This window comes from Flavobacterium sp. 1355, assembly GCF_017833415.1.
GTDB lineage: Bacteria > Bacteroidota > Bacteroidia > Flavobacteriales > Flavobacteriaceae > Flavobacterium.
On sequence record NZ_JAFICC010000022.1, the window covers coordinates 26,242 to 52,472 of the forward strand.

Below are 26,231 nucleotides of genomic sequence, written 5' to 3' on the forward strand. Positions count from 1 at the left end.
CTTTCAAACAAAGTTCACTGAACTCCTATGAGAATAAATGCTAAGTGAAGTAATCGGGGCTAATTTCAAACATTAGGCTTCTTTTAAATATTTTTATTCCTCAAGATTCACTATGAATTTCACAGAGATTCGCCAAGAAATTTTATCAAGAAAACTTTGTGTTATAATATTAAAACCTGGAAATCAAATTCTTCCCATGCCACAAAACACTCGGATTTATTAAAACAATACAGAAAACGCCAGAAACAATTAAGAATTTCAAAACATTATGAAGAAGCAGATATTGTTCCTTAGAATTTGATTTCCACAAATAAAGCAGAAAAAAAAGCATCACAACAAAACAAATATAAAAGTATATATCCATATAGCCCACATCATAAATATTGATCAGCACATAAACCGGCAAAACCGTCAGAAATGTCAAAATTGTAATAATCCGCTTAGAAGTTGTTTCATTATATAATATCGGAATCGTTTTATAATCAGTTGCCAAATCACCTTTCAGGTTTTCCAGATCCTTAATCATTTCACGAATCAATAATAGCAAAAACAAAAACATTGCATGTGCCCAAATTACGGCAAAATGACCCATATGGTCTTCGATTTCTTCAAATGATATTTTGTTGTAGAAGTATAATAAAATCGCAAAAAATGGAATTACAGCCAATAGGGCAGCTGTCAAATTACCGATAATGGGATATTTTTTTATCTTATGAGAATAAAACCAGATGAGGAAAATATAACAGGAAAAAAACAAAAAAGCCCGCCAGGAGACAATCATAGCCATTAGGACCGCTAGAAAATTCAAAGAAAAATAAACCGTAAGTTTTGTTTTCTGACTTACCAGCCTGTCCAGCATCGATTTGTTAGGCCTGTTAATTAAATCCTTCTGACTGTCATAAAAATTATTAATAATATACCCTGATGCAATAGTAACAGCAGAAGCAAAAACAATCAATAACAAATGAAAATCAAGTAAAATGTCCAGTGCCCTTTTTTCGGGAGCCAGAATAAAAATGGCAGATAGATATTGTGCCAGAATAATAATCGGAATGTTATAACCGCGTACCACAGAAAACAAACTAACAATTTTCATTACTAAAAGTTTGTGTTGTCTGCTAAGCATAAATTATTAAATTGTTGGATTAAATTATTGTTGAAGTTAAAAGATATTTTTTGATTCTAAAATTCAGAGTTTGTTTTTTAACAAATCTTTAGAGCCGTAACCTAATTTCCGTATGCACATTAAGGCTTGTTTTTGGGTAATTCCAATTTCTTTAATGTTTTTCTTTTCTACAAAACAGACCGAACCACTCCACGGATTTGGTGCATCCGGAACAAAAACGGTAAAATTATTGTCATCAATTTGTTCCATCAAAAAAGCAAATTGCCAGCCGGCATCAGTGGGGACCAAAACAACTTTTAAATTGTCATTGGATTCTATACCCATTATATTTTCATTTATGCCTTTCATAAACGAATATCCCGGGACAAAGCTCAGAATTCCATCTTCAATTTTTCTGATTAGTTTTTTAGCGCCGGCTGTTCTTGATGCTAAACCTGCGATTAAACAAACAAAAGCAATAATTATAATGCCAACAATTTCCTGAAGAGCGATTCCTAAAACATGTACTCTGGGTAGATAGCTGACTAAAGGGAGTGTCACTTTTTGAATTATGTGGTAACCCTTTTCAAGAATAATCATTAAAACTATGAAAGGAGCCAGAAACATAATTCCTCCTAAAAAAGTTACTTTGATTATTTTAAAAATATTTTTCATAAAAATAACTTTTAGGGTGAAAACTTTATGAAAATCTACTCAAATAACTTCTGTTTTTAAGAGTTTAGAACTGGTAAACCACTTCTAGTTTATAGTCTTTAAGGGAAATTTTGGCACGTTCTAAATTTTCTGTAAAACCAAGAATATAACCGCCGCCGCCAGAACCACAAAGTTTTAAGTAATAATCGTTTGTGTCGATTCCGTTTTGCCAGATTCCATGAAATTGCTCAGGAATCATAGGTTTAAAATTGTTTAATACAACCTTAGAAAGTTTTTTAGTATTGGTAAATAACGATTTCATGTCGCCATGCAAAAAGTTTTCTACGCAGGCATCTGTATACTTCACAAACTGATTTTTAAGCATCGTACGGAAACCTTTATCTTTTAGGTTTTCCATAAAAATATTCACCATTGGTGCCGTTTCGCCTACAATTCCAGAATCTAATAAAAACACAGCTCCCTTTCCGTCAAAACTTTGAGTAGGTATTCCGGTTGCTTCAATATTATCTTTAGAATTAATTAGGATCGGGATACTCAAATAGCTGTTCAAAGGATCTAAACCGGAACTTTTTCCATGAAAAAAGCTTTCCATTTGAGAGAAAATGTTTTTTAACTGTAAAAGTTTCTCACGTGTAAGATTTTCTAAAACAGTAATTTTATGTGTGGCATATTTATCATAAATTGCAGCTACAAGAGCACCACTGCTTCCGACTCCGTACCCTTGAGGAATACTGGAATCGAAATACATACCGGTTTCAACATCATTTTTTAAACCAGCCAAATCAAAAGAAACCAATTCAGGCTGCTCAGTCTGTAAAGCTTCAAGGTAAGTTGCAAAACGTTGTAAACTTGCGTTCGATACTATAGCTTCAGCCGAAGGATTTTCGGTTTTTTTCAATGCACCGTTATAAAAATTATAAGGAATAGAAAGTCCTTTAGAGTCGCGGATAATTCCGTATTCTCCAAAGAGTAATATTTTTGAGTAAAATAATGGTCCTTTCATGTTTATTTTATGTCTTTCTTAATTTTATTTGGGTCTTGTCTTGTGTCTAAAATGGCAATTATTTCTACTCTTTTTGTGTTGAATTTATAATAGATTGTTGTTTGTTTTGACAAGACACATTTGCGATAGTTTGTATTTAGTTCCGATTTAGGAAAAATTTCAGGTTCTATTTGTATTAGATAAATTACTTTATCCAGATTTGATATGAATTTATTTTTTACTTTTTTTGACCATTTAATTTCCAGATAATCAAATAATTCAAATAAACTTTTTTCTGCATTTTTTGAAAAGATTATCGTTCTTTTCATTAACGATGCTTTTTCATCATATCTTCATACAAAACAAATTCACCTCGTTCAATTTGTCTTTCTCCTTCTTTAATTTCTTCTTTCTGTTCATCAGTTAAATCATGCCACCAATCTTTTTTCTTTTTGGTTAACAATTTTTTGACCGCCAAAATGATCGAAAGGTCTTCTGTACCTTCCAGAATATCTATCACTTCACGTTTTTCTAATTGAATGTCCATAATCAAAATTTTAATTAAAGATACGGAAAATTATAATGCAATTGCACCGTTCCCAATTTTGTCGCAAATGTACTGACGATTCTGACAAAATACAACTAATTCGTCCTGAATAAATTGTAATACTTTTTCGCTAACGTTTTCGGGATATAGAACGTGAACATTGGCTCCGGCATCTAGTGTAAAACAAACCGGAATCTGTGTTTCATTCCTGAATTTCCAAATCGCATTGATGATCTGCAACGTGTTTGGTTTCATTAAAATAAAATAAGGCATTGACGTCATCATCATCGCATGCAAAGTCAAAGCTTCGCTTTCAACCACTTTTATGAATTCATCTAAATTTCCGCTTTCAAAAATCGAAATTAATAGATCTAGATTTTCATGTGCCTGCGCAAAACGTCTTTCGGCATAAGGATGGTTGTGCATCAAATCATGTCCAACAGTGCTCGAAACTTGTTTTTCGCCTTTATCGACCAATAAAATTGTGTCCTGGTAATTCTTGAAATTCTCGTGAATAGTATACGGAAATTCAATTCCAAACAAATCTGTACTTCCTTGAATATTGGCCTGATTTCCCCACACGACCACATTTCCTTTTACACTTCTGCACGCGCTTCCTGATCCTAAACGGGCTAAAAATGATGCTTTTTGGTAAAAGTAATCGTCTGTCATTACTGGATTTAAAGCTTTTTCCAAACTCATAAAATTCATTGCCAAAGCAGCCATTCCAGAAGCCGAAGAAGCAATTCCCGAACTATGAGGAAAAGTATTTTGGGTATCAATTGTAAAATGATAGTCCTTCAAAAACGGCAAATAAACTTCTACCCGTTCTAAAAACTTCTGAATTTTTGGTTTAAAATCTTCTTTTGGTTTTCCTTCAAAAAGTAAATCAAAAGAAAAACTTTTTACATTGAGCGATTCCGAGGCTTCGGAAGAAATGTCTCGCTTTTCAAAACCCAATTTTGTTATCGTTTTACAATTATTCAATGTAAAACTCACCGAAGGATTTGCCGGAATCTGGTTGTCTTTTTTACCCCAATATTTAACTAATGCAATATTGCTGGGAGCGCTCCACTCAAAATTTCCGTTTTCGATTATTGAAGTATATTTTTTAGGAATAAAATCAGTTGCTGTAAACATGAATTATAAATTTTGGCAAAGATAGTTTTTTATCCATAATAGATATTTTTTTATCTCCTTAGCTTACATAAGAAAACGTGAGTACACTCAAACTAAAATGAACTTATATGGTTTCAACTTCTTTTTAGTTATTTTTGAATAAAAATAAATTGGAATGAATAAAATTGTCAAAATCACTATAGCTTTAATCGTTTGTTTAATGGTAGGATATTCTGCGAGTGTAGTTACACGACCAAGCGTAGAATCCTGGTATCCAACTCTAATAAAACCAATTTTTAATCCGCCAAATTGGATTTTTATGCCAATGTGGACTTTACTTTATATTTTAATGGCAGTTGCCGCGGGATTAGTTTGGGATAAAATAAAGGAGCAAAATGCTGAAGTTAAAAAGGCTTTAGCTTTCTTTTTAATTCAATTGACTTTAAATGCTATTTGGTCGTATCTTTTCTTTGGACTAAAAAATCCAATGCTTGCTTTAATTGAAATCACTCTTTTATGGTTAATGATTTATGAAACGTATTTAAAGTTTGTCAAAATCAATAAAATCGCAGGTTATTTATTGATTCCATATTTGGCATGGGTTGCTTTTGCTGCAGTTTTGAATGCCAGTATTTGGTGGTTGAATAAGTAATTTTTTTTGTTTAAAGTTTCAGGTTTTCTTTGTTTCAGGTTTAATCAATACGTTATACTTTATGAATAAATTTAAGGCTTTTGTTATTGTGTTGGTTTTAATTTCAGTTAAGGGTTTTGCTTGTTTGAATGGGGAAACAAAAATTTTAAAAAATGAAGCTTATGCTTATATTGACCATGATGGAATTAATCCTCAAGGGCATAACTTTTTCAAAGGAGATTTTCCACGATTAATTATTGAACTGGACAGTTTTTATAAAAAGACAAAAGATCTGGATTATTTATCTGATAAAGGATATCTTTTAATTGTTCAGGGAAAATATGACGATGCTTTAAATTTATATCTGAATATTGAAAAAATTGAACCTAACAGATATTCCACGGCATCTAATCTTGGAACGCTTTATGAGTTAATGGGTGAAAACCAAAAAGCGTATATCTGGATTAAAAAATCTATTGAAATTAATCCGGAATCTCATAAAGGATCTGAATGGCTTCATTTGAGAATATTAGAAGCTAAAATCAAGAAATTAAAAGATGTTTCCGGTCAATTTTTAATTAATACAAATTTTGGAACTTCAAGCGAACCTAAAACTAAATTATCAAAAAAGGAAGTTGATGAGTTAACTCAGTCTATTTACTATCAGGTAAATGAACGGATGTCATTTATTGAACCAAAGGATAAGATTATTTCGATTTTGCTTTTCGAATTAGGAAATCTTGCGGAGTTAAAAGGAGAAAACAATAGTGCTCTTGCAACTTATAGAACTGCCAGACTTTACGGCTACGATGGTGATTTAATTGTGGCAAGAATGATTAACAGTGCTCAGCATGAAGTTGAATATTATAGAGAAAGAGCCGTGAGCTATGGTTCTCAATTACGGTATTTACGAGAAAGCAAAATCGCTGTTAATCCAGATTATTTATTCCAAATTGAAACAAGTTTAATTATTTTGTCAGTTATAATAACCATTTTACTAATTGTTATGATTGTCTTTTTCTTGAAATATAAGAAATTGAAAAAATCTATTTCAATTTCTTAAACATTTCATTTTTAGCATACAAAAAATCCATTGTAGTTAGGATATTGTTATTTTCTATAAGTTTTGCTGATCTTGGATCGGCGTCACAGAACTCAATAAATAAATCAACTTCTTCGGGTTTTAATTTTAGATCTTTGGTAAAAAAATCACGAGGAATTGATGCTGCTATAAGTTTTTTGAAAACAGTTTCCTCAGTTTTTTTTTTGACTTCATCTTTTTTAAATAAATTTATAAGTCCGGTTCCCATTCTGGTAAAGTCCATTCCATTTGCAATAGTTCCGTCGTAAACACCGGTATATTTTTGCAAAGATTTATTGTCTTTAGCAAATTTTATATCGTCAATATCTTGTTGAGAAGAGCTTATTTTATCAAATTTTATATTTGTTACTACAACTTCATTCAATTCCTCCGCTTTTATATTCATATTGACGGTAATATTGTTTTGGTCAATATTTTCCTGTGATATTTTTAGTCGTGTAAAAAAGTAATTTTTGGCGAAAAACAATAAACTATCTTTTGGCTGAACAACTATCGAAAATTCGCCCATTTTATTTGTTCTCGTACTTGTTTTGGCTGTTTTATTTATAACCTCTACTTTATCAAGCGGATAATTGTTGGAAAAGACTCTTCCGTGTAGTAATTTTTCTGTTTGAGAAATGGAAAGTTGGTAAGTCAAAAAAGAAATTATAGTAAGTAATTTTACTTTCATCTAATGGTTTTTAGTTGAAAGTAAAATTATTAGAATCGTCTTAACTAAAACTTAGCAAACCTGTAAATTCTTGTTAATTCATTTCTTTGTGTTTTTTGTCTCAGTTTCCTGCGACTCTCATGTTTCTATAAAATTTCAATTAAATCTGCAGGATTATTTATTACCATTTTAGCACCACTTGCTATCAATTCTGCTTCTATTCTGTAACCCCAGGAAACTCCAACTGGAAACATATTGGCATTTATAGCGGTCTGCATATCAATATCAGAATCGCCTATGAATAAAATTTCCTCAGGGTTTAAATTCCATTTTTTGGCTATTGCTAAAGCTTCAGATGGATTTGGCTTTTTAAGTTCTTCCTTACTCAAACCAATTGCAGAGTCAAAGTAATCAGGAAATATTTCCGAGGTTATTTTTTTGGTAAGCTCATCGGCCTTGTTTGAAAAAACTGCTAGTTTGATATTTTGTGAAGCCAAATGATCTAATAATTTCACAATACCAGCGTAAGGTTTTGTTTTAAATGTGCAAAACTCACGATATTCTGTAACCATACAATTGAAACAATTTTCGATATCTGTTTCTGTATTGTTAGATGCCGGCAATGCTTTACTTACTAGATTTCTTAATCCGCTCCCTATAAAATATTGATAGGTATCGTAAGTATGAGTTGGGTAATTTAGACCTGTAAGGACAGTATTCATTGCATCTGAAATGTCTTCTAATGAATTGACTAACGTTCCGTCTAAATCAAAAATAATTCCTTTGTATTTCATTTTTTATATAGTGTTGCCCACAATAAAACCGCTTGTCCAGGCATTTTGAAAATTAAATCCTCCGGTAATGGCGTCTATATTTACAATTTCTCCGGCAAAATAAAGATTTTCGTGAATTTTACTTTCCATAGTTTTAAAATTGATTTCTTTTAAATCGATTCCGCCTGCGGTTACAAATTCTTCTTTAAAAGTACTTTTTCCGTTGACCTGAAATTTGGCTTTTGTAAGTTGAGAAGCTAAATTCTGCAATTGAATTTTAGATAAATCAGCCCATTTGGTTTCTGATTCAATTTCAGAAGCCAAAACCAAGCTTTCCCATAGACGATTCGGAAAGTCAAAAGGAGATTTTTTTGAAACCGCTTTTTTAGCGTGTTCCTGTTTTAAGTCTTTTAGGATTTTCTCTGCGTCTTCTGTATCCACATCATTTAACCAGTTAACGAAAATCGTAAACTGATAATTTTTATCATGTAAAATACGAGCACCCCAAGCCGAAAGTTTCAGAATCGCGGGACCGCTCATTCCCCAGTGTGTTATTAACAAGGGGCCGGTTGATTCTAGTTTGGTATCTTTTACGTTTACAGTCACTTGTGCTGCAACACCAGGCAATTCTTTAATTCGAGGATCTTTGATGTTGAAAGTAAACAGGGAAGGGACAGGACTCACAATAGCGTGTCCTTTTTCTTGGAGCATTTCCCAAATTTTTGGGTTGCTTCCGGTTGCCATTACTAATTTTTCGGCAATAAATTTATCGCTTTGCGTGTCAATTTTCCAGTGATTTTCTGCTTTATAAATCGATTGTACACTTTGACCCGTCAATACTTTTATACCTAATTTTTCCGTTGCTTTAAGGAAACAATCTATAATAGTTTGTGATGAATTTGAAACCGGAAACATTCTTCCGTCTTCTTCAATTTTTAATTCTACTCCATGTTTTTCAAACCATTCTATTGTGTCTCCTGAACAAAATTGATGAAAAGGGCCGCGAAGTTCTTTTTCGCCACGCGGATAAAATTTAACCAACTCATTTGGTTCAAAACAAGCGTGGGTTACGTTGCATCTTCCTCCACCGGAAACGCGTACTTTAGAAAGTACTTCTTTTCCTCTTTCCAGAATAGCAATTTTTAGTTTCGGATTTTTCTCTGCAATATTTATTGCTGTAAAGAATCCTGCAGCGCCTCCGCCAACAATAATTATGTCGAAATTTTGAATCATATTATTTGGTTTGCCACGATTTTTTTGCCACGAATTACACGAATTAGCACAAATTTAAAGGTGTGGACTTGTTAAATTATCTTTGTCAAAGTTTTAAACTTTGACAAAGATTACAACGATTTGTTTTATAGTTTATCTGGGAAATTACTAATTATTCCGTCTACATTATAGCTTTTTATTTTTTGAATGTCTTCATCAGAATCTACTGTCCAGGGCAAAACAAAAAATCCTTTCTTTTGTATTTCCTTGGTATTTTCCGCATTCAATAATTGATAATCCGGATGAATGGCACGCGCTTTTATTTTTTCGGCGAAAGCCAAAGCTGTATCGAGATTTTCTTCTGTTAAAACGCCAATAGGAATGTTTGAATTTAAATTTGATGTTTCCTGCAGTAAATCCCAATCGAAACTCGAAACGATGAAATGCTCGTAATTCCAGTTTTTTTCTGAAATATATTCTTCAATTAGTTGAACAACTTTACTGCTAGTTCCTAAACCTTTTAGCTCAATATTGATGAGGCATTTTTTGTCAACCAAATCAAAAACCTCGTTTAAAGTTGGTATTTGGTATTTTCCATCAATCAAAAACGATTTTAATTCGGTCAAAGATAAAGTATTTACAAAACCTTTTCCATTGGTTGTTCTGTCGATGGTTTCGTCGTGAATTACGATTATATGTCCGTCAGCGCTTAGGTGTACGTCGAGTTCGATTCCGTCAGCATTTAAGTCTAATGCTTTTTGAAAAGATTTTAAGGTATTCTCGGGTTCGTATCCTTTGGCGCCGCGATGTGCTATTTTTAGCATTGTATTGAGTTTAACCGCAAAGGTCGCAAAGATTTACGCAAAGTACACAAAGATTAGATAAAAAAAGTTGCCACGAATTTCACAAATTTACACCAATTAAATTCGTGATAATTTGTGTAATTCGTGGCAAAAATTTTCGGTTAAGCAAGTTCCAACAAAACAAGTCCGTATTCAGAATCAATGATTGCTTTTCCGTTTTGAACTTCTATTTCCTGGTCTGAAAATGAATCTCTTAGTTTGGTTCCGTTTTCAAAAATAGATTCAACCAGAAGTTCTTTTGGACCAGTTCCTAAATCTAGACCAATTACAACTTCATCTTTATAATTAATTTTAGTAAAACTTCTGGAAAAAATATACGGCTTTTCTGAAATCATATGATGGATTCCTGCTCCTACGGATGGATGATTTCTGCGGAATCGTCCCAACTTTTGCCAGTGTAAAAGAATTCTCTTCGTTTCTTCATCAGACTGAATGTCTTCCCAATTCATAAAAGATCTTAAGGTCGCATCGCCTTCTGTGCCTTCAATTACCAGAGAACGGCCCGTTTCATCACCATAATAGACTTGTGAAATCCCGGGAGAAAGTAAAAGTTTTGTTCCAGCCTCAAAAGTTCTGTTTCGAGTGGCATCAAAAGGTTCGGGATCATCGTGTGAGGACACGTAATTGAGAACGCTGAAACCTTTCAGTTCATTTTGAAGTTTGGTTGAATATTTCGAAAATATAACTTCATAATCGTTTTGTGCATCGAGTTTAAACTCAAAATTAATCATGCAGTTAAAGCCATTCTCGAAATAATTTACTTTTCTATCTCCAAAATCATAATCCAGTCCGCCGCTTATTTCGTAACCGTAAACTTCAGCAATGGTATAAAACGGATTTTGATCTAAAACCTCCAGCGGATGATGTTTTTTCCAGGTTTCAAAAGCATATTCACATTCTTTTCTAAAATCGATCCAGACATTTTCTTCGGTATGTTTTACTGTATCAGCTCTATAACCGTCGATTCCAAATTCGAGAATATAATCTGTTAACCATTTTATGATGTAATATTTTGGCGTTCTGGGGTAATTTGTTCTTTTGAAAAATTCATCCAGAGAATTTATTTCTTTTTCATAACGCCCTTCGTTTTTCCATTTTCCGATTAAAAAAGAAGGCAATTCCACTTCCTGATTGCTTTCGGTTCTCACATCGGGAAGATTATCTACCAAAGTACACATCGTAGTGTTTTCGAATGATTTATAATCGCAGACAATGCCGGTTCTAACCCAGTCTTCCGGCCACATCGGATCTTCGGGAGTTACCGGTCCTGTATGATTGATCACGCCGTCAAGCATAATTCTGATGCCTTTTTTGTGTGCTTTTTTGACCAAATTGGCAAGGTCTTCTTTCGTTCCGAAACTAGGATCAAGAGCCGTCCAATCTCTTGCCCAATATCCATGATAGCCATAACTAAATCCGGTTCCTTCGTCAACTCCATCGTGAATTTGTTCTACAATCGGCGTAAGCCAAATCACATTTATTCCTAATTTGTCGAAATAACCTTCGTCGATTTTTTTGATAATTCCGATGATGTCTCCACCTTCAAATCCGCGAAGTTTTCCCGGAGTTTTAGTTCTGTTAAAATGGATATCGTTATAAGGATTTCCGTTATAAAAACGATCGGTAAGTAAAAAGTAAACATTTGCTCCTTCCCAGACGAAAGGTGTTTTCGAAGTATTTTCGGTATTCATTAATATTAATTTTGTGCGAGAATATTAAAGATAAAAAAAGGTAAATGGATTATCACATTTATTTTGAATTTAACTAGTTTTTATAATAAAAAAACAGTCACGAATTCAGAAATTATTTCTTGCGGGAGACTGCTGTGCGCTTCTGCAATATACTGTGTGTTACTATAGGTTTACCGTTGTTAGACCTAACAGGTTTTTAAAACCTGTTAGGTCTCTTTGAACATAAAAAAAGACGCACAGCTGTGCGTCTCTACGACTTGCGTTGTGTTAAAATCGTTTATACTTTACTCCAATTCTAAAACTACGGCCGATTTTGGTTCCAAAGTAATTTCAGTAGCTAAATCGAATGTTTTTCCAGTCAGAACATCTTTTCCTGATTTAAAGTTTTTGATGTTTTCTTTAAAACGATTGGTTTTTACAATCTGTTCTTTTGCATTATTATTGAAAACCACCATTACGGTTTTGGCATCGGTATATCTGAAATAAACATACGTGTTATTTTCAGGAATATAATGTGTCATTTTTCCGAAATGAACCGCTTCGTTTGATTTTCTCCAGTTGAATAGTTTGGATGTAAAATCGAAATATTTGGCCTGTTCAGGAGTTCTTCCTGCCGCGGTTAACGCGTTGTTTTTATCGCCTGCCCATCCGCCTGGAAAATCCTGACGGATATCGGCATCACCTTTACTTTTATCGCCGCCCATTCCAATTTCTGAACCGTAATACAATTGCGGAATTCCACGAACCGTAGCCAATAAAGTCATGGCCAGTTTGTATTTTTCGAAATCGTATTTGTATTTATCGTTGATACGATCTGTATCATGATTTTCGGCAAAAACTAAAATGTTATTTGTATTTGGATATAAATAATCCATTGCAAAATTGTTGTAGAATTTAATCATTCCATTGTCCCAGGTTCCTTCACTTTCATTAAATGCAGAAACCATTTGACTTTGAAGTGTAAAATCCATTACACTTGGCAAATTTGAATTGTAGTTTTCGATCGCGCCAATTTTACTGTCTTTTTGCCAATAAGCCAAATTCGCCTGATTGTGCATCCAGATTTCACCCACAATATTAAAGTTAGGATATTCAGTTGTAATAGCTTTTGCCCAATTTGCCATTGCAGTAGCATCAGAATAGTTATAAGTGTCTACTCTAAATCCGTCAAGATTAGCAAATTCGATCCACCAAATTGCGTTTTGAGTCAGGTATTTTGAAACTAAGGGATTTCTTAAATTCAAATCGGGCATAGAAGGAACAAACCATCCATCAACACAAACTTCCTGATCTATTTTTGAAGCGTGAATGTCTGTAATTACTTCACGTCTATGGTGTGTTTGTGTAAAAGTTTCAAATTGATTGAACCAGGTTTTGGTCGGAATATCTTTCATCATCCAATGTGTAATTCCCCAGTGGTTCGTTACATAATCCATAACCAGTTTCATGTTCTTTTTGTGCATTTCTGCAGATAAACGAGCATAATCATCATTGGTTCCATAACGGGGATCAATTTTGTAAACATCAGATTGTCCGTAAGTATGATACGAATGCTGTTTGTCATTGTCTTCGCATAAAGGCGTGCTCCAGATTGTTGTTGCGCCCAATGATGAAATATAATCAAGGTTTTTGATGATTCCTTCGATATCGCCGCCGTGACGTCCGCCCGGTTCCTGACGATTTCCTTTTTCTGTTAAATTGGCATCACTGTCATTTTTCGGATTTCCGTTAGCAAAACGATCCGGCATGATTAAGTAAATCATATCCGATGCATCGTAACTTTTTCTGTCTGCCGAATTTGCTCTTCTTTCTTTCAGCGAATATTTCTGCGTAAAAGCCACTTTATTTTTGGTTTTGAAAGAGAAAACCAATTCAGAAGCTTTTAGGTTTTGTGTATCAATGGTTACGAAAAGGTAATTTGGATTTTCTGTTTTCTCTACATTTTTAATAACAACATTATTAGAAACCGAAGCTTCATATTGTGCGATATTTTTTCCGTAGAACAGAATCTGCAATTCCGGATTTTTCATTCCTGCGTACCAAAACGGAGGCTCTACTTTTTGGATTTGCGCTTTCGCGGAAGCGGAAAAAACAAGAACAAAAAAAAGTATTTTATAAATGATATGGCTTTGAACTCTCATAATTTATAGTTTTTAATTTTCCTGCAAGGTTTTCAAAACCTTGTAGGTATAATGGGTGCTTAAGAAGACCTACAAGGTTTTAAAAACCTTGCAGAAACGACTAAATTTATCAAATTAAAAAAAAGACAAGCAATCTTGGGGGAAATTGCCTGTCTTTTAGAAAATTATTTGGTTTCGATTATACTGATCGCATAACCTCCGCCTGGAGCAGATAACTGCGATAATTTTGATTTATTGGTTACAGCCATTTTCTTGATAGTATAAGCTTGTGGATTTGTTTTGTAATGCGCATCTTTTGCATCTGCATAAATTGTAGCCGTGTATTTTTTCCCTTTTTCAAGAAAACTGAAATCGATGTTTGACGTACGAGGCGTTTCTCCGTTTACGTTTCCAACAAACCAGTTATTGGTTCCTTTTGCTTTACGGGCAACCGTAATAAAATCTCCCGGTTCAGCTTCGATATATTTACTTTCTGACCAGTCTACAGCCACATCTTTGATGAATTGAAAAGCATCTGGAAAACGGTTGTAATTCTCCGGAGTATCAGCAGCCATTTGCAACGGACTATACATTGTAACATATAAAGCCAATTGGTTTGCAAGTGTACTGTTTAAATGTGATTTGTTATCAGGATTCATTTTGCTGATATCCATTTCGAAGATTCCCGGAGTATAATCCATTGGGCCACCAATTAAACGTGTAAAAGGCAAAACCGTAACGTGATTTGGTTTAGAACCTCCAAACGCTTGGTATTCTGTTCCTCTTGCGGCTTCGTTTCCAATTAAGTTAGGATATGTTCTTGCAATACCTGTAGGGCGAACAGCTTCGTGAGCGTTAACCATAATTTTATAATCAGCTGCTTTTTCAATTGCATATTGGTAGTGGTTTACAATCCATTGATTGTAATGATTTTCACCGCGAGGCAAAATATCTCCAACATAACCACTTTTTACAGCGTCGTACCCGTTGTCTTTCATGAATTGGTATGCTTTGTCCATATGACGTTCGTAGTTACGAACAGAACCAGAAGTTTCGTGGTGCATGATGATTTTTACGCCTTTAGATTTTGCATATTCATGCAAACCTTTTACATCAAAATCAGGGTAAGGCGTTACGAAATCAAAAACATAATCTTTTGAGTGACCAAACCAGTCTTCCCAACCTTCGTTCCATCCTTCAACTAAAACAGCATCGAAACCATTTGCAGCAGCAAAATCAATGTATTTTTTTACGTTAGCATTGTTTGCACCGTGTGTTCCGTTTGGTTTTGCTTTAGAGAAATCTGTAACACCCAATTGTACTGTCGGATAATCGTTTGTGTACGACCAAGAGCTTTTTCCTGTAATCATTTCCCACCAAACACCAATATATTTTACAGGTTTAATCCAGGAAGTATTTTCAATTTTTGATGGATCGTTTAAGTTATAAGTCATTTTTGAAGCTAAGATTTCTCTCGCATCATCGCTTACCATAATCGTTCTCCAAGGCGAATGACTTGGCGCCTGCATGTATCCTTTGTCTCCTTTTGCATCTGGCGTTAACCAAGAAGTAAAAGTCATATTTTTATCATCAAGATTCAAGTGCATACAAGAATAATTGATCAAAGCCGCTTCGTGTAAGTTTATGTACAAACCGTCATTTGTTTTTAACATTAAAGAAGTTTGAACTCCTGTTGGAGAAAAAGATTTTTGTGAAACGTTTGCCGTATAGGCTTTTTCAGAAAGGCCTCTAATTTCAGATAATTTCGATTTAGTGTAATCGTATTCCTGAGTGTCATAATCTCCCGGAATCCAGAAAGCAGTGTGATCTCCAGTCATGGCGAATTGCGATCTTTCTTCCTTAATTACGAAATACGTAAGGTTCTTTTGAGTTGGAAATTCATATCTAAATCCAAGTCCGTCATCGAATAAACGGAAACGAATTATGATTTGTCTGTCGGTTCCTTTTTGGTTTAAAGTAACAGCCAGTTCATTATAATGATTTCTAATATTATCCACTTCTCCCCAAACTGGTTTCCAGGTTTCATCAAAAGTGGATGTTTTTGTATCAACAACAGTAAAATCATTCAATAAAGATTTTTTGTCATCTTTAAGCTCAAGACCTAATTTACTGGTTTTTACAACCTCTTTGTTTTTGTATTTTAAATTGTAAGTTGGAGTTCCGTCGTTTTGAAGCGAAAATTCCATTACGAACTTTCCTTCGGGAGATTTTAATTGTTGCGCTTGTGCAATGTTGCAAAAAGCAAACAAGATTAAACTTGCGAAAAATAAGTTTTTCATGTTTTTTATTTTTAAGATATTAATCAATTTGTACAAATTTACTTGCGATTACAGGATTTCCGTTCACCACTATTGTTAAATCTTGATCGCCATCAACCGTAAAAGTTGTTTCGTCATGATTTACAGCTACTTTCAAAATTTGATTTCTGAAATTAATTTTAAAAGAGTAACCTTTCCATTCTTTTGGAATTTTTGGCGAAAAATGAAGCTGGTCATTTTTAACGCGCATTCCGCCAAAACCTTCAACAATGCTCATCCATGTTCCTGCCATTGATGTGATGTGACAGCCTTCTTCTACTTCTTTATTATAATCGTCCAAATCCAGACGAGAAGTTCTTAAGTAAAAGGTATAAGCCATATCCATTTTATCTAAAACAGCTGCCTGAATCGAGTGTACACAAGGCGAAAGCGAACTTTCATGAACGGTAAATGATTCGTAAAATTCGAAATTGCGTTTTAATTCTTCTTTAGAAAAATGATCTTCGAAGAAATAAAAACATTGTAAAACGTCGGCTTGTTTGATGTAAGGCGAACGTAAAACACGATCCCAGGACCATTTTTGATTGATTGGGCGTTGAGCACGATCCAGATCTTTTACCGGAACTAAATCTTTGTCTAAGAAACCGTCTTGCTGTAGATAAATTCCTAATTCTTTTGAAGTTGGAAAATACATATTGTCGGCCACTTTTTTCCATTCTTGGATTTCATTCGCCGAAAGGCTTACTTTTTCTAAAATGCGTTTGTGATCTACAGGATATTCAGTTGCTACTTTTTTGATTTGTTCAGCTGCATAATCGATACACCATTTTGCAATGTAATTGGTGTAGAAATTATTGTTGATATTGTTTTCGTATTCGTTTGGACCCGTAACGCCCAAGATTACGAATTGATTTTTTTCTTTAGAAAAAGAAGCTCTCTGGTGCCAGAAACGCGCGATTCCGATTAAAACTTCCAAACCTTTTTCAGGAATATAAGAGTAATCTCCGGTAAAACGGTAATAGTTATAAATTGCAAATGCAATTGCCCCATTACGGTGAATTTCTTCGTGCGTGATTTCCCATTCGTTATGGCATTCTTCTCCATTCATGGTAACCATCGGATACAGCGCTGCGCCATTTTTGAAACCTAAATTGTCCTTGGCATTTTCAATCGCTTTATCCAATTGATTGAAACGATACGTCAATAAATTTCTTGCAACTTGCTGGTCTTTTGTTGCCATGTAAAACGGAATACAATACGCTTCGGTATCCCAATAAGTCGATCCGCCGTATTTTTCTCCTGTAAAACCTTTTGGTCCAATATTCAAACGAGAATCTTTTCCTAGATACGTTTGGTTTAGTTGAAAGATATTGAAACGAATTCCCTGTTGTGCTTTTACATCGCCATCGATTGTTATATCTGACATTTCCCAGATTTTTGCCCAGGCATCAATTTGATTTTGAAGCAAAGCATCATATCCTGAATTAACCGCATTTTTAATTACTTTTTCGGCTGCAGCCAAAGTATTTTCGTGATTTAAAGAAACCGTATAGCCACCAATTTTTTGGATGGATGAGGTTTGCCCTTTTGCAATAATAGTTCCGTAGGTAAACTGAACTTTATCTGAAGTTGAATCGATTGTTGAAGGCGAAATATGTACATTTTCTCCGTTTGCAAAAATCGTATTGTGCATGAAAGTCGTAACTTTAAAATGCGTTTTAAAAGTCTGAGCAGTTACAAAAGCTTCATTTGTTCCTTTTTTTACTTCAAGCGGTTCCCAGAATTTTTCTTCCCAGTTGGCATCTTCATTGGAAACTCCGGCATCAACATAAGGTTTGTAAACGATTTTTGCGTCTTTGTTTAAAGGCGTGATTTCGTATTTGATAATTCCCGTTTCATCTAAATCTAATGAGAGAAAACGACGCACATTTACGGCAATTTCAGTTCCATTTTTCAACGTCGCTTCAAAAGAACGATTGTACCATCCTTCTTTCATATTCAATTCTCTACGGAAATTTCGAACTTCGGTGCAAGCCTTTAAATCAAGATTTTCTTCGTTGATTTCGATATCAATTCCGATCCAGTTTGGTGCGTTTAATACTTTGGCAAAATATTTCGGATAGCCGTTTTTCCACCAGCCCACTTTTGTTTTGTCCGGATAGTAAATTCCGGCAATATAACTTCCCTGAAAGGTTTCACCGGAATATTTTTCTTCAAAATTCGCGCGTTGTCCCATAGCACCGTTACCGATACTAAAAAGACTTTCAGACGATTTTACTCTTTCTACATCAAAGCCTTCTTCGATAATGGACCAATTGTCTGGCTTAATATAATCTTGATTCATTTGTTTTTACAGTGTTTTGTGATTGATTGATTTATGATTGATTTTTATTTTGTGATTAATGATTCGATAAAGTTTTCATCTATTAGAGTGAAATCTTTAAAAATGAAATCAGCCTCATGCAAAATTGTTTCCTCACCAATTCCTACACTTACCATTTCTGCAATATTTGCTGCCTGAATTCCGGCAACAGAATCTTCAAATACAATTGAATCTTTTGGGTCAATATGTAATAATTGAGCCGCTTTTAAGAAAACTTCCGGATCCGGTTTTGCATTGGTAACGTCGTTTCCGTCAACAATAACATCGAAATACGAAAGAATTCCTGTTTTTTCCAGAATTGGTCGGGCGTTTTTACTCGCAGAACCCAATGCAATTCCCTGATTTTTATCTTTTAATAGTTGCAGCGTTTTAAAAACTCCCGGAAGAATCTCGCTTTCGTCCATGTCAACTAAATAAGATAAGTAATCTTCGTTTTTTTGAATCAGCCATTTGTCTTTGTCTTCCTGAGAAGCCTGAACATTTCCTAATTCAAGAATTATATCTAACGAACGCACGCGACTTACACCTTTAAGTAATTCGTTGTGTTCGTGTGTAAAATTTATGTTTAATGACTGAGCGATTTTCTGCCAGGCCAAAAAGTGGTATTTAGCCGTGTCTACAATTACGCCATCAAGATCGAATATGAATGCTTTTTTGTTCATTATATTGGAAATTCTTCTTTTTATTATTTTTGAATAGTATCGTCTACATCTTTTACTTTGTAAACTAAAAGTGCAGCGATTAAAAAACTAACTCCACTAGTAATTAAGGCATAAATGGCATCGCCATTGTAAAGATATTTTACAATCGGACCGCCAATTAAGGCATTTACAATTTGCGGAATTACAACAAAGAAGTTGAAGATTCCCATGTAAACTCCCATTTTTTTAGGGGCAATTGAGCCTGCAAGAATAGCATAAGGCATCGCAAGAATACTTGCCCAGGCCACACCAATTAAAATCATTGGCAATACAACCCAGTCTTCATTCGGCATGAAATAAATGGAAATTAATCCGATTCCTCCAATGATTAAGGAAAGTGCATGAGTTGATTTTCGTCCGATTTTTTTTGCGATGTAAGGCAGGAAAAACAGTGCGATGATAGCAGAAACTAAGTTGTAAACGCCAAATAAAATTCCGACCCAGTCACCGGCATCCTGATACTGTTGGCTCGAAGTGTCACTTAATGGCAATCCGTAAATATGATGTGCAATGGCCGGAGTGGTAAAAACCCACATGCCAAATAAACCAAACCAGGAAAAAAACTGCACCCAGCTTAGCTGACGCATTGTGGTTGGCATTTTTGCAAAGTCGGTGAAAATGTCTGTAAGTTTTGATTTTTCTTCAGAAGGAATATCTACTTCACTTTGTGGATCTTGAAAATTAGCTAATTCTTCAGGAGTGTATTCTTTTGTGGTAAAGAGTGTTACCAAAATTGAACCAATTAAAACGGCTGCACCAATGATAAATGATAATTTCAGGTTTAACGGAATACTTCCGGGAACGGCATTGTTTGAAATGCCAAAATAGTTGGTTAAAACATAAGGCAAAGCCGAACCAATTACGGCTCCAAAACCAATTAATGAAGTTTGAATACTGAAACCTGCTGTACGCTGATCTGTTCTTAAATTGTCACCAACCAAAGCGCGAAACGGCTCCATCGCAATGTTGAAAGAAGCATCCATGATCATTAACATTCCGGCTCCAACCCATAAAGCTGGTAAAACAGAAATGAAAATATTAGCCTGAGGCATTAAAATTAATCCAACCGAAGCCAGGATTGCGCCAACCAGAAAAAATGGTTTTCGTCTTCCAAACTTTCCCCAGGTTTTGTCGCTGTAATGACCAATAATGGGCTGCACTATTAATCCCATCAGGGGAGCAATAATCCAGAACCATGAAAGTTCATGTACGTCGGCACCAAAAATTTGAAGAATTCTGCTGGCATTTGCATTCTGAAGTGCAAACCCCATTTGTATTCCCAAGAAACCGAAACTCATGTTCCAAATTTCCCAGAAACTTAATTTACGCTTTTCCATTATCGTAATTTGAAAAAATTATACGATAAGCGCTTTGCTTATCAAAACTTACTGTTTTTTTCGAAGTAAAAGTAAAAGCCTTGACGGCCGTAAAAGTATAAATTATTTTTAGATATATGCTAACAAAAAAGCCATAAAAATTAATTATGGCTTCGGAATATATTGATTTTAAGAAAATTAGTCAGTAGATTCTCTTTTTATTAAATGTGTTTCTATAACTTCTGTGGTGTAGTTTTCGTTTTCTTCTTCGTCATCATCGTGTTCGGCTTCGAGTCGTTCGATCAGCATTTTAGCAGCTTTATTTCCCATTTTTTCACCGCTTTGGCTTACGGTTGTAATACTTGGTGTAGAATATTTTGAAATGATTCCATCCGTAAAAGCAATTACGGCCAAATCTTCAGGAACTTTTAGTCCCATTTTGTTAGCTGTTTTGATTATGGTTACTGCAAAAAGTTCGTTTACAGCAAAAACAGCATCAAAAGCTCTGGCGTGCAAAAGTTCAGAAATGGTGATTTCGCAGGTATCTACATCTTCAATTTTTATGATTAAATCTTCGTTGAATGGTAATCCGTTGTCTAAGAGTGCTTTTTCGTAGCCGTCAGTTCTTAATTTTCCAACACTTACATAATCGACTGTTGTAACTAAGGCGATCTTTTTACGGCCATTATCAATCAAACTTTGCACGGCTTCATAAGCTGCTGCTTTATCATCAATAATAACCTTATCGCATAAAATATCATTCGTAACGCGGTCGAACATTACAACCGGCATTCCCTGATTGATAACTTCTGTAATGTGATGAAAATCACCTTTGTACTGGGTTTCTTTAGAAAGTGACATGATAAAACCATCGATGCTTCCGTTGGCTAACATTTCCATATTGAGGACTTCTTTATCAAAAGAATCATCAGATAAACAGATCACTACACTATAACCATTTTCGTTGGCCACCTGTTCAATTCCGTTGATTACGGTAGAGAAAAAATAATGTACAATTTCAGGAATAATAATACCAATACTTTTGGTCTTTCGGTTTTTTAAACTAAGGGCAATATTGTTGGGTTTATAATTGTAAAACTTTGCAAAGGCCTGCACTTTTAGGCGTGTTTCTTCTCCGATTTCAAGGCTGTTTCTGAGTGATTTTGAGACAGTTGAAATAGATACATCAAGTTCCTTTGCGATCTGTTTTAAGGTTATTTTGCGTTTCATGAGTTAAATTGAAAAAAATCTAATTAATAATAAAGGTATCTTTTATTTTATGATTTAGCATTTTTTGACTGAAAAGATTACAAAATATAGAAAGTTTTCAACACTACCACGTTTTCGTAACGCATAATAAATTGTAGAATGTCGGCCATGTTAATAAATTCCTAATTTTGAAATTCGAAGTAAAATTAAAAACTTAACTAACAATCACAAACTCAAACTAATTTAAACAAAAAGTATGAAAACAATTTACAAAAAGTTGTTATTTTTATTCCTCTTGTTGCCGTTCACTGTGTTAGCTCAAAACACTGTAAGCGGGACTGTTGTCGATAAAGCAACAGGTCAGCCAATACCGGGAGTAAATGTAAGTGTACAAGGTGCGCCAGGCGGAACATCAACCGGATTTGACGGAAATTACCAATTGTCAAATGTTAAAAACGGAAATAAAATCGTGGTTTCTTTTATCGGCTACAGAACGGCTACCATTGATTACACTGGTCAAAAGACATTAAATGTAACTTTAGAAGAAGATACCAATCAACTTAAAGAAGTTGTAGTTCAGGTAGGTTACGGTACTGTTAAGAAAAAAGATGCAACAGGTTCTGTATCTCAAATTTCCGCAAAAGAATTTAATAAAGGTATTAACGTAACTCCTGAGAGTTTAATTAGCGGTCGTATTTCGGGTGTTAATGTAACTGGTGGAGGAGCGCCTGGTGCAAAAGCTGATATTAGAATTCGTGGAGGATCTTCTTTAAGTGCTTCAAACGAACCATTAATTGTATTAGACGGTCTTCCGTTAAGTAATACTAAACCAGAAGGGGCAACAAGTATATTATCTACAATTGATCCTAATGATATTGAGTCTTTTACAGTTCTTAAAGATGCTTCTGCTGCTGCAATCTATGGATCAAGAGCTGCAAATGGCGTAATTGTTATTACAACTAAAAAAGGTGCAAAAGGTGGTGTAAAAGTTAACTTTAGCTCTCAGGTTGGTATCAATACTGTTGCGAATACTGTTGATGTTATGAATGCAGATCAATTTCGTGAATTGGTAAACACAAAAGGTAGTGCGGCACAACAAGCTTTATTAGGTAATGCTAATACAAACTGGCAAGATGAAATTTTTCATACTGCTTTAACAACAAATAATAATATATCTGTTAGTGGTTCATTATTTAACAAATTACCAGTAAGATTATCTGTGGGAAATGTTGATAATCCTGGAATCCTAAGAAATACTTCTTTTGAAAGAACAACGACATCGATATCGTTAAATCCTGTTTTATTTGACAATCATTTAAAAATTGACATTAGCGGAAATTTATCTTTTGGTAAAAATCAGTTTCAGGACGAAGGTGCTGTAATAGGAAGTGCTATAGGATTTGATCCAACACAATCTGTTTATGAAGCAGGTTCTCGCTACGGAGGATATTTTGAATGGCTAGAGCCAACAGGAAATTTACCTTTATTGCCGGCTAGAAACCCTGTGGCAAGATTAAACCAAGATGAAAGAAGATCTACTTCTACAAGAAAATGGGGTAATGTTAGGTTAGATTATAAATTTCATTTCTTTGAAGATTTGAGAGCTGTTGTTGAGGCTGGTATTGATAGATTCGATAGTAGTGGATATACTGAAGTAAGCACGCAAAGTGCTTTAGGATATCAACCAAAACCTTTTACTGATGCTGGTTATGTAAATTTAGGGAACTATAGCCAGTATACTGATGCACTTCAAAACAAAAACTTAAATGCATATTTTAATTATACTAAAGATTTAGGTAAATTTAAGATTGATGCAACAGCAGGTTATAACTACCAGTTATTTCAAAGAGAAAAATTTCAATCAGGTGAAGTTAGACAGCCAAATCCTAATAAAGATGTAACAACTGAGCCCGATGTTAATTTACAATCGTTTTTTGGACGTTTGAATTTAGGATATGATAGTAGATATTTATTGACTTTAAATTACAGAAGAGACGGAACTTCTCGTTTTTCTGAAGATAACAGATGGGGTAATTTTGGTGGAGCTGCTTTTGCATGGAATTTGTCTGAAGAAGCTTTCTTAAAAGATAATGCAACTTTTTCGACTTTAAAATTAAGAGTTGGTTACGGTACTACTGGTCAGCAGGATATCTCTGTTCAATATGATTATTTACGTCGTGTAACATTAGGTACAATTAATTCTCAGTACATTTTTGGAAACCAAATCTATACTACGGCAAGGCCGGAAGGATATAACGAAAATATTAAATGGGAAGAACTAGCTGAGATGAATGTTGGAGTTGATTATGGATTTTTTAATGATAGAATTACAGGATCTATTAACTACTTTGACAAGAAATCTACTGATTTGCTAGCTGAAATTGCGGTTCCTGATGGTGCAAATATTAGAAATCAAGGTTTCTTTAATATTGGAAGTGTAAGAACAAAAGGGCTTGAATTTAGTATTGCTTCTGATATCATTAAGAGTGATAATTTAAACTGGAATGTAGCTTTCAATACTACCTATATTGATCAAAATATTTCTAAAATAGGAATTAATGTTCCAGGTTTCCAGGGATATTTAATAGGTGATAATATAGCTGGTGGAAATGGAAATAAAATTCTAATTAATTCAGTGGGCTATGCGCCAAATTCATTTTTTGTTTACGAGCAATTATATGATGCAAATAAAAGACCAATTGCAGGAGCTTATGTAGATAGAAATGCAGATGGAAAAATAGATGCTGGAGACCGTTATAGAGCTGGTAAAGCTGCTCCTGATTATACTTTTGGTTTGTTTTCTACTTTAAACTACAAAAAGTTTGATTTTACAATGAACTGGAGAGCAAGTGTTGGAAATAAAATTTTTGATAATGTAAGTTCTAATTTAGGCTATTCTGATGCTGGATTAAGAAGACAAACAGATTTGTCTAACGTAAGTTCAGATTATTTTAATACTGGTTTTACTTTTGAAGATAATGGAACACAACGTTACCTTTCTGACTATTTTATAAAAGATGCTTCTTTTATTAAGCTAGATAACGTTACGCTTGGATATACTTTTGATAAAACAATCATTAAGGCCGCTTCTTTAAGATTTACAGCTGGTGTTCAAAATGTTTTCATTCTTACGAAATATGATGGATTAGATCCTGAGAAATTCAACGGAATTGATAATAATGTTTACCCAAGAGCAAGAACTTTCTTGTTTGGAGTTAATGCTAATTTCTAATAGTAGGCTGAAATCAAAAATTTAAAAATAAACAAAATGAAAATATCATTTAAATATATATCTTATTTTTTCCTATTCGTTTTAGGATTAAGTATGACGCTTACATCGTGTACGGACGATTTAAACGTGACGCCAAAGGATGATGATGAGTTTTTATCTGAAACATTTTTTCAGGATCCTGCATCATACAAACAGGTATTGGCAAAACTATATGCAGGTTTGTATGTAGGAGGTAATGATGGTGATGGTTCACCAGATATTGCAGGACTTGGAGGTGATTTTAGCAGTTACTTACGATTACTTTTTGTAACTCAGGAATTTTCTACTGATGAAGCAATTATTGCATGGGCAGATGGTACTTTACCAACTTTGAATTCTCAAACATGGGCTCCTGCTAACGAATTTTTGGAAGGAACTTTTTCAAGAGCTTTCTATCATATTAGTGTTGCTAATGAGTTTTTAAGACAAACTACAGATGAAAAATTAGAGGCAAGAGGTGTTGATGCAGATTTAAAAGCTGATATCGCTAAATTTAGGGCAGAGGCTCGTTTTTTAAGAGCTTTCTCCTATTATAACTTAATGGATTTGTTCGGAAATGTGCCAATTACAACAGAAAATGATCCTGTTGGATTCTTTTATCCGGTACAAAAGTCAAGAGCTGAAGTTTTTGCTTTTATTGAATCTGAACTGAAAGATTTAAATAATAGTTTAGTAGATTCTAGACAAAATGAGTATGGTAGAGTTGATAAAACAGCTGCTAAATTTTTATTAGCACAAATTTATCTAAACTCTAAAGTATATACTGGAACTGAAAGAAATAATGAAGCAGCTACATTATGTAGTGAAGTTATTAATTCAGGATATACTTTCGCAAATGTTCCTTACAGTTATTTATTCTCTGCAGATAATAATAGAAATGGTGCTCAGTCTGAATTTATTTTCCCAATTATTGGAGATGGTAACGCTATTAGAGCTACAGGAGGAGGAATGAGTTTTATTATGCACGCTTCTATCGGTGGTAGCATGAATGCCGCTTCAAGAGGTATGGATGGTGGATGGCAAGGAATCAGAACCCGTAGAGAGTTTGTAAATCTTTTTCCTGACGAAACAGCAACAGCAGATAAGAGAGGAACTTTCTATACAGATGGTCAGTCAAAGGACATTAACAATGTTGGAACTTTTACAGACGGTTATGCTGTAACAAAATACATCAATGTAAATTCAGACGGTTCTGCAGCTCAAAGAAATGATATCCCGGATATTGATTTCCCAATGTTTAGGTTAACAGATGCTTATTTAATGTATGCTGAAGCAACTCTTAGAGGGGCTAGTACTGGAAACCTTAATACAGCTTTAGGTTATATTAATCAAATTAGAACCAGAGCAAATGCACAAACAATTACACTTCCTCAATTAACACTTGATTTTATTCTGGATGAAAGAGGGAGAGAATTATTCTGGGAATGTAAAAGAAGAACTGATTTAATTCGTTTTGGAAAATTCACAGGAGGATCTAAAATCTGGCAGTGGAAAGGTGGTTCTATGAATGGTAATACTACAGAATCATACAGAGACCTAATGCCAATTCCTGCACGAAATATTCAGGCAAACCCAACATTAGAACAAAACCCAGGATACTAAC

At 34.3% G+C, this 26,231-nt stretch carries 21 protein-coding genes; 4 read left to right on the forward strand and 17 right to left on the reverse strand.

Translation table 11 applies throughout. The features are described from left to right. Window positions 1-169 precede the first annotated feature (169 nt). From JOD96_RS21520 to JOD96_RS21545, 6 genes are all read right to left on the reverse strand, one after another. Window positions 170-1,126, reverse strand: coding sequence for a geranylgeranylglycerol-phosphate geranylgeranyltransferase (locus JOD96_RS21520; RefSeq protein WP_209566295.1), 957 nt, complete (start codon window positions 1,124-1,126; stop codon window positions 170-172). Window positions 1,127-1,189: 63 nt separating this feature from the next. After that, window positions 1,190-1,780 (reverse strand): DUF502 domain-containing protein, encoded by a 591-nt coding sequence (locus JOD96_RS21525; protein WP_209566296.1) that lies wholly within the window; start codon window positions 1,778-1,780, stop codon window positions 1,190-1,192. Window positions 1,781-1,844: 64 nt separating this feature from the next. Then, complete coding sequence (locus tag JOD96_RS21530; RefSeq protein WP_209566297.1) at window positions 1,845-2,783, reverse strand: mevalonate kinase; 939 nt, start codon at window positions 2,781-2,783, stop codon at window positions 1,845-1,847. Between the two features lie 2 nt (window positions 2,784-2,785). Next, window positions 2,786-3,091, reverse strand: a complete 306-nt coding sequence (locus JOD96_RS21535) for a type II toxin-antitoxin system RelE/ParE family toxin (protein ID WP_209566298.1) — start codon at window positions 3,089-3,091, stop codon at window positions 2,786-2,788. Next, window positions 3,091-3,309, reverse strand: a complete 219-nt coding sequence (locus tag JOD96_RS21540; RefSeq protein WP_209566299.1) for a hypothetical protein — start codon at window positions 3,307-3,309, stop codon at window positions 3,091-3,093. The genes JOD96_RS21535 and JOD96_RS21540 overlap by 1 nt, the downstream gene beginning before the upstream one ends. A gap of 30 nt (window positions 3,310-3,339) precedes the next feature. Continuing rightward, a complete protein-coding gene (locus tag JOD96_RS21545; RefSeq protein WP_209566300.1) occupies window positions 3,340-4,449 on the reverse strand; it encodes a diphosphomevalonate/mevalonate 3,5-bisphosphate decarboxylase family protein in 1,110 nt (369 codons plus the stop codon). A gap of 154 nt (window positions 4,450-4,603) precedes the next feature. On the opposite strand from JOD96_RS21545, the gene JOD96_RS21550 reads away from it, so the two are divergent. Both JOD96_RS21550 and JOD96_RS21555 read left to right on the forward strand, forming a co-directional pair. Continuing rightward, entirely contained in the window at window positions 4,604-5,080 is a 477-nt protein-coding gene (locus JOD96_RS21550; RefSeq protein ID WP_209566301.1) for a TspO/MBR family protein, read from the forward strand. A gap of 61 nt (window positions 5,081-5,141) precedes the next feature. Continuing rightward, window positions 5,142-6,122 carry a tetratricopeptide repeat protein gene (locus JOD96_RS21555; RefSeq protein ID WP_209566302.1) on the forward strand — a complete coding sequence of 327 codons (981 nt, stop codon included), beginning with the start codon at window positions 5,142-5,144 and terminating at the stop codon, window positions 6,120-6,122. Here JOD96_RS21555 and JOD96_RS21560 read toward each other — a convergent pair. The 11 genes from JOD96_RS21560 to JOD96_RS21610 all read right to left on the reverse strand — a co-directional run bounded on the left by JOD96_RS21560 (window position 6,106) and on the right by JOD96_RS21610 (window position 21,378). Beyond that, window positions 6,106-6,831: a hypothetical protein gene (locus JOD96_RS21560; RefSeq protein ID WP_209566303.1), complete on the reverse strand. Its 726-nt coding sequence runs from the start codon at window positions 6,829-6,831 to the stop codon at window positions 6,106-6,108. The two genes, JOD96_RS21555 and JOD96_RS21560, sit on opposite strands and share 17 nt — an antisense overlap. 125 nt (window positions 6,832-6,956) lie before the next feature. Beyond that, window positions 6,957-7,604, reverse strand: a complete 648-nt coding sequence (locus JOD96_RS21565) for an HAD family hydrolase (RefSeq protein WP_209566304.1) — start codon at window positions 7,602-7,604, stop codon at window positions 6,957-6,959. A gap of 3 nt (window positions 7,605-7,607) precedes the next feature. Beyond that, window positions 7,608-8,816, reverse strand: a complete 1,209-nt coding sequence (locus tag JOD96_RS21570) for an NAD(P)/FAD-dependent oxidoreductase (RefSeq protein ID WP_209566305.1) — start codon at window positions 8,814-8,816, stop codon at window positions 7,608-7,610. 125 nt (window positions 8,817-8,941) lie between these two features. Then, a complete protein-coding gene (locus JOD96_RS21575; protein ID WP_209566306.1) occupies window positions 8,942-9,619 on the reverse strand; it encodes a glycerophosphodiester phosphodiesterase in 678 nt (225 codons plus the stop codon). A 140-nt stretch (window positions 9,620-9,759) separates the two neighbouring features. After that, the gene (locus JOD96_RS21580; protein WP_209566307.1) at window positions 9,760-11,349 is read right to left on the reverse strand and encodes an alpha-amylase family glycosyl hydrolase; all 1,590 of its coding nucleotides are present in this window, start codon (window positions 11,347-11,349) and stop codon (window positions 9,760-9,762) included. 284 nt (window positions 11,350-11,633) lie between these two features. Beyond that, entirely contained in the window at window positions 11,634-13,490 is a 1,857-nt protein-coding gene (locus tag JOD96_RS21585; RefSeq protein ID WP_209566308.1) for a glycoside hydrolase family 13 protein, read from the reverse strand. Between the two features lie 164 nt (window positions 13,491-13,654). Next, on the reverse strand, window positions 13,655-15,769 hold the full coding sequence (locus JOD96_RS21590; protein ID WP_209566309.1) for a glycoside hydrolase family 97 protein: 2,115 nt from the start codon (window positions 15,767-15,769) through the stop codon (window positions 13,655-13,657). 19 nt (window positions 15,770-15,788) lie between these two features. Further along, entirely contained in the window at window positions 15,789-18,092 is a 2,304-nt protein-coding gene (locus tag JOD96_RS21595) for a glycoside hydrolase family 65 protein (protein ID WP_209566310.1), read from the reverse strand. A gap of 44 nt (window positions 18,093-18,136) precedes the next feature. Beyond that, complete coding sequence (pgmB, locus tag JOD96_RS21600; protein WP_209566311.1) at window positions 18,137-18,793, reverse strand: beta-phosphoglucomutase; 657 nt, start codon at window positions 18,791-18,793, stop codon at window positions 18,137-18,139. 23 nt (window positions 18,794-18,816) lie between these two features. Further along, window positions 18,817-20,169: an MFS transporter gene (locus JOD96_RS21605; RefSeq protein ID WP_209566312.1), complete on the reverse strand. Its 1,353-nt coding sequence runs from the start codon at window positions 20,167-20,169 to the stop codon at window positions 18,817-18,819. A 177-nt stretch (window positions 20,170-20,346) separates the two neighbouring features. Then, entirely contained in the window at window positions 20,347-21,378 is a 1,032-nt protein-coding gene (locus JOD96_RS21610) for a LacI family DNA-binding transcriptional regulator (RefSeq protein WP_209566313.1), read from the reverse strand. Window positions 21,379-21,613: 235 nt separating this feature from the next. On the opposite strand from JOD96_RS21610, the gene JOD96_RS21615 reads away from it, so the two are divergent. Together JOD96_RS21615 and JOD96_RS21620 are read left to right on the forward strand one after the other, a co-directional pair. After that, window positions 21,614-24,589 (forward strand): SusC/RagA family TonB-linked outer membrane protein, encoded by a 2,976-nt coding sequence (locus tag JOD96_RS21615; protein WP_209566314.1) that lies wholly within the window; start codon window positions 21,614-21,616, stop codon window positions 24,587-24,589. Between the two features lie 36 nt (window positions 24,590-24,625). Beyond that, window positions 24,626-26,230, forward strand: coding sequence for a RagB/SusD family nutrient uptake outer membrane protein (locus tag JOD96_RS21620; RefSeq protein ID WP_209566315.1), 1,605 nt, complete (start codon window positions 24,626-24,628; stop codon window positions 26,228-26,230). Window position 26,231: the final 1 nt, after the last annotated feature.

Coding starts and splice junctions, on each gene's coding strand:
- JOD96_RS21520 (WP_209566295.1), bottom strand. CDS start 1,126: ATGCTTAGCAGACAACACAAACTTTTAGTAATGAAAATTGTTAGTTTG.
- JOD96_RS21525 (WP_209566296.1), bottom strand. CDS start 1,780: ATGAAAAATATTTTTAAAATAATCAAAGTAACTTTTTTAGGAGGAATT.
- JOD96_RS21530 (WP_209566297.1), bottom strand. CDS start 2,783: ATGAAAGGACCATTATTTTACTCAAAAATATTACTCTTTGGAGAATAC.
- JOD96_RS21535 (WP_209566298.1), bottom strand. CDS start 3,091: ATGAAAAGAACGATAATCTTTTCAAAAAATGCAGAAAAAAGTTTATTT.
- JOD96_RS21540 (WP_209566299.1), bottom strand. CDS start 3,309: ATGGACATTCAATTAGAAAAACGTGAAGTGATAGATATTCTGGAAGGT.
- JOD96_RS21545 (WP_209566300.1), bottom strand. CDS start 4,449: ATGTTTACAGCAACTGATTTTATTCCTAAAAAATATACTTCAATAATC.
- JOD96_RS21550 (WP_209566301.1), top strand. CDS start 4,604: ATGAATAAAATTGTCAAAATCACTATAGCTTTAATCGTTTGTTTAATG.
- JOD96_RS21555 (WP_209566302.1), top strand. CDS start 5,142: ATGAATAAATTTAAGGCTTTTGTTATTGTGTTGGTTTTAATTTCAGTT.
- JOD96_RS21560 (WP_209566303.1), bottom strand. CDS start 6,831: ATGAAAGTAAAATTACTTACTATAATTTCTTTTTTGACTTACCAACTT.
- JOD96_RS21565 (WP_209566304.1), bottom strand. CDS start 7,604: ATGAAATACAAAGGAATTATTTTTGATTTAGACGGAACGTTAGTCAAT.
- JOD96_RS21570 (WP_209566305.1), bottom strand. CDS start 8,816: ATGATTCAAAATTTCGACATAATTATTGTTGGCGGAGGCGCTGCAGGA.
- JOD96_RS21575 (WP_209566306.1), bottom strand. CDS start 9,619: ATGCTAAAAATAGCACATCGCGGCGCCAAAGGATACGAACCCGAGAAT.
- JOD96_RS21580 (WP_209566307.1), bottom strand. CDS start 11,349: ATGAATACCGAAAATACTTCGAAAACACCTTTCGTCTGGGAAGGAGCA.
- JOD96_RS21585 (WP_209566308.1), bottom strand. CDS start 13,490: ATGAGAGTTCAAAGCCATATCATTTATAAAATACTTTTTTTTGTTCTT.
- JOD96_RS21590 (WP_209566309.1), bottom strand. CDS start 15,769: ATGAAAAACTTATTTTTCGCAAGTTTAATCTTGTTTGCTTTTTGCAAC.
- JOD96_RS21595 (WP_209566310.1), bottom strand. CDS start 18,092: ATGAATCAAGATTATATTAAGCCAGACAATTGGTCCATTATCGAAGAA.
- pgmB (WP_209566311.1), bottom strand. CDS start 18,793: ATGAACAAAAAAGCATTCATATTCGATCTTGATGGCGTAATTGTAGAC.
- JOD96_RS21605 (WP_209566312.1), bottom strand. CDS start 20,169: ATGGAAAAGCGTAAATTAAGTTTCTGGGAAATTTGGAACATGAGTTTC.
- JOD96_RS21610 (WP_209566313.1), bottom strand. CDS start 21,378: ATGAAACGCAAAATAACCTTAAAACAGATCGCAAAGGAACTTGATGTA.
- JOD96_RS21615 (WP_209566314.1), top strand. CDS start 21,614: ATGAAAACAATTTACAAAAAGTTGTTATTTTTATTCCTCTTGTTGCCG.
- JOD96_RS21620 (WP_209566315.1), top strand. CDS start 24,626: ATGAAAATATCATTTAAATATATATCTTATTTTTTCCTATTCGTTTTA.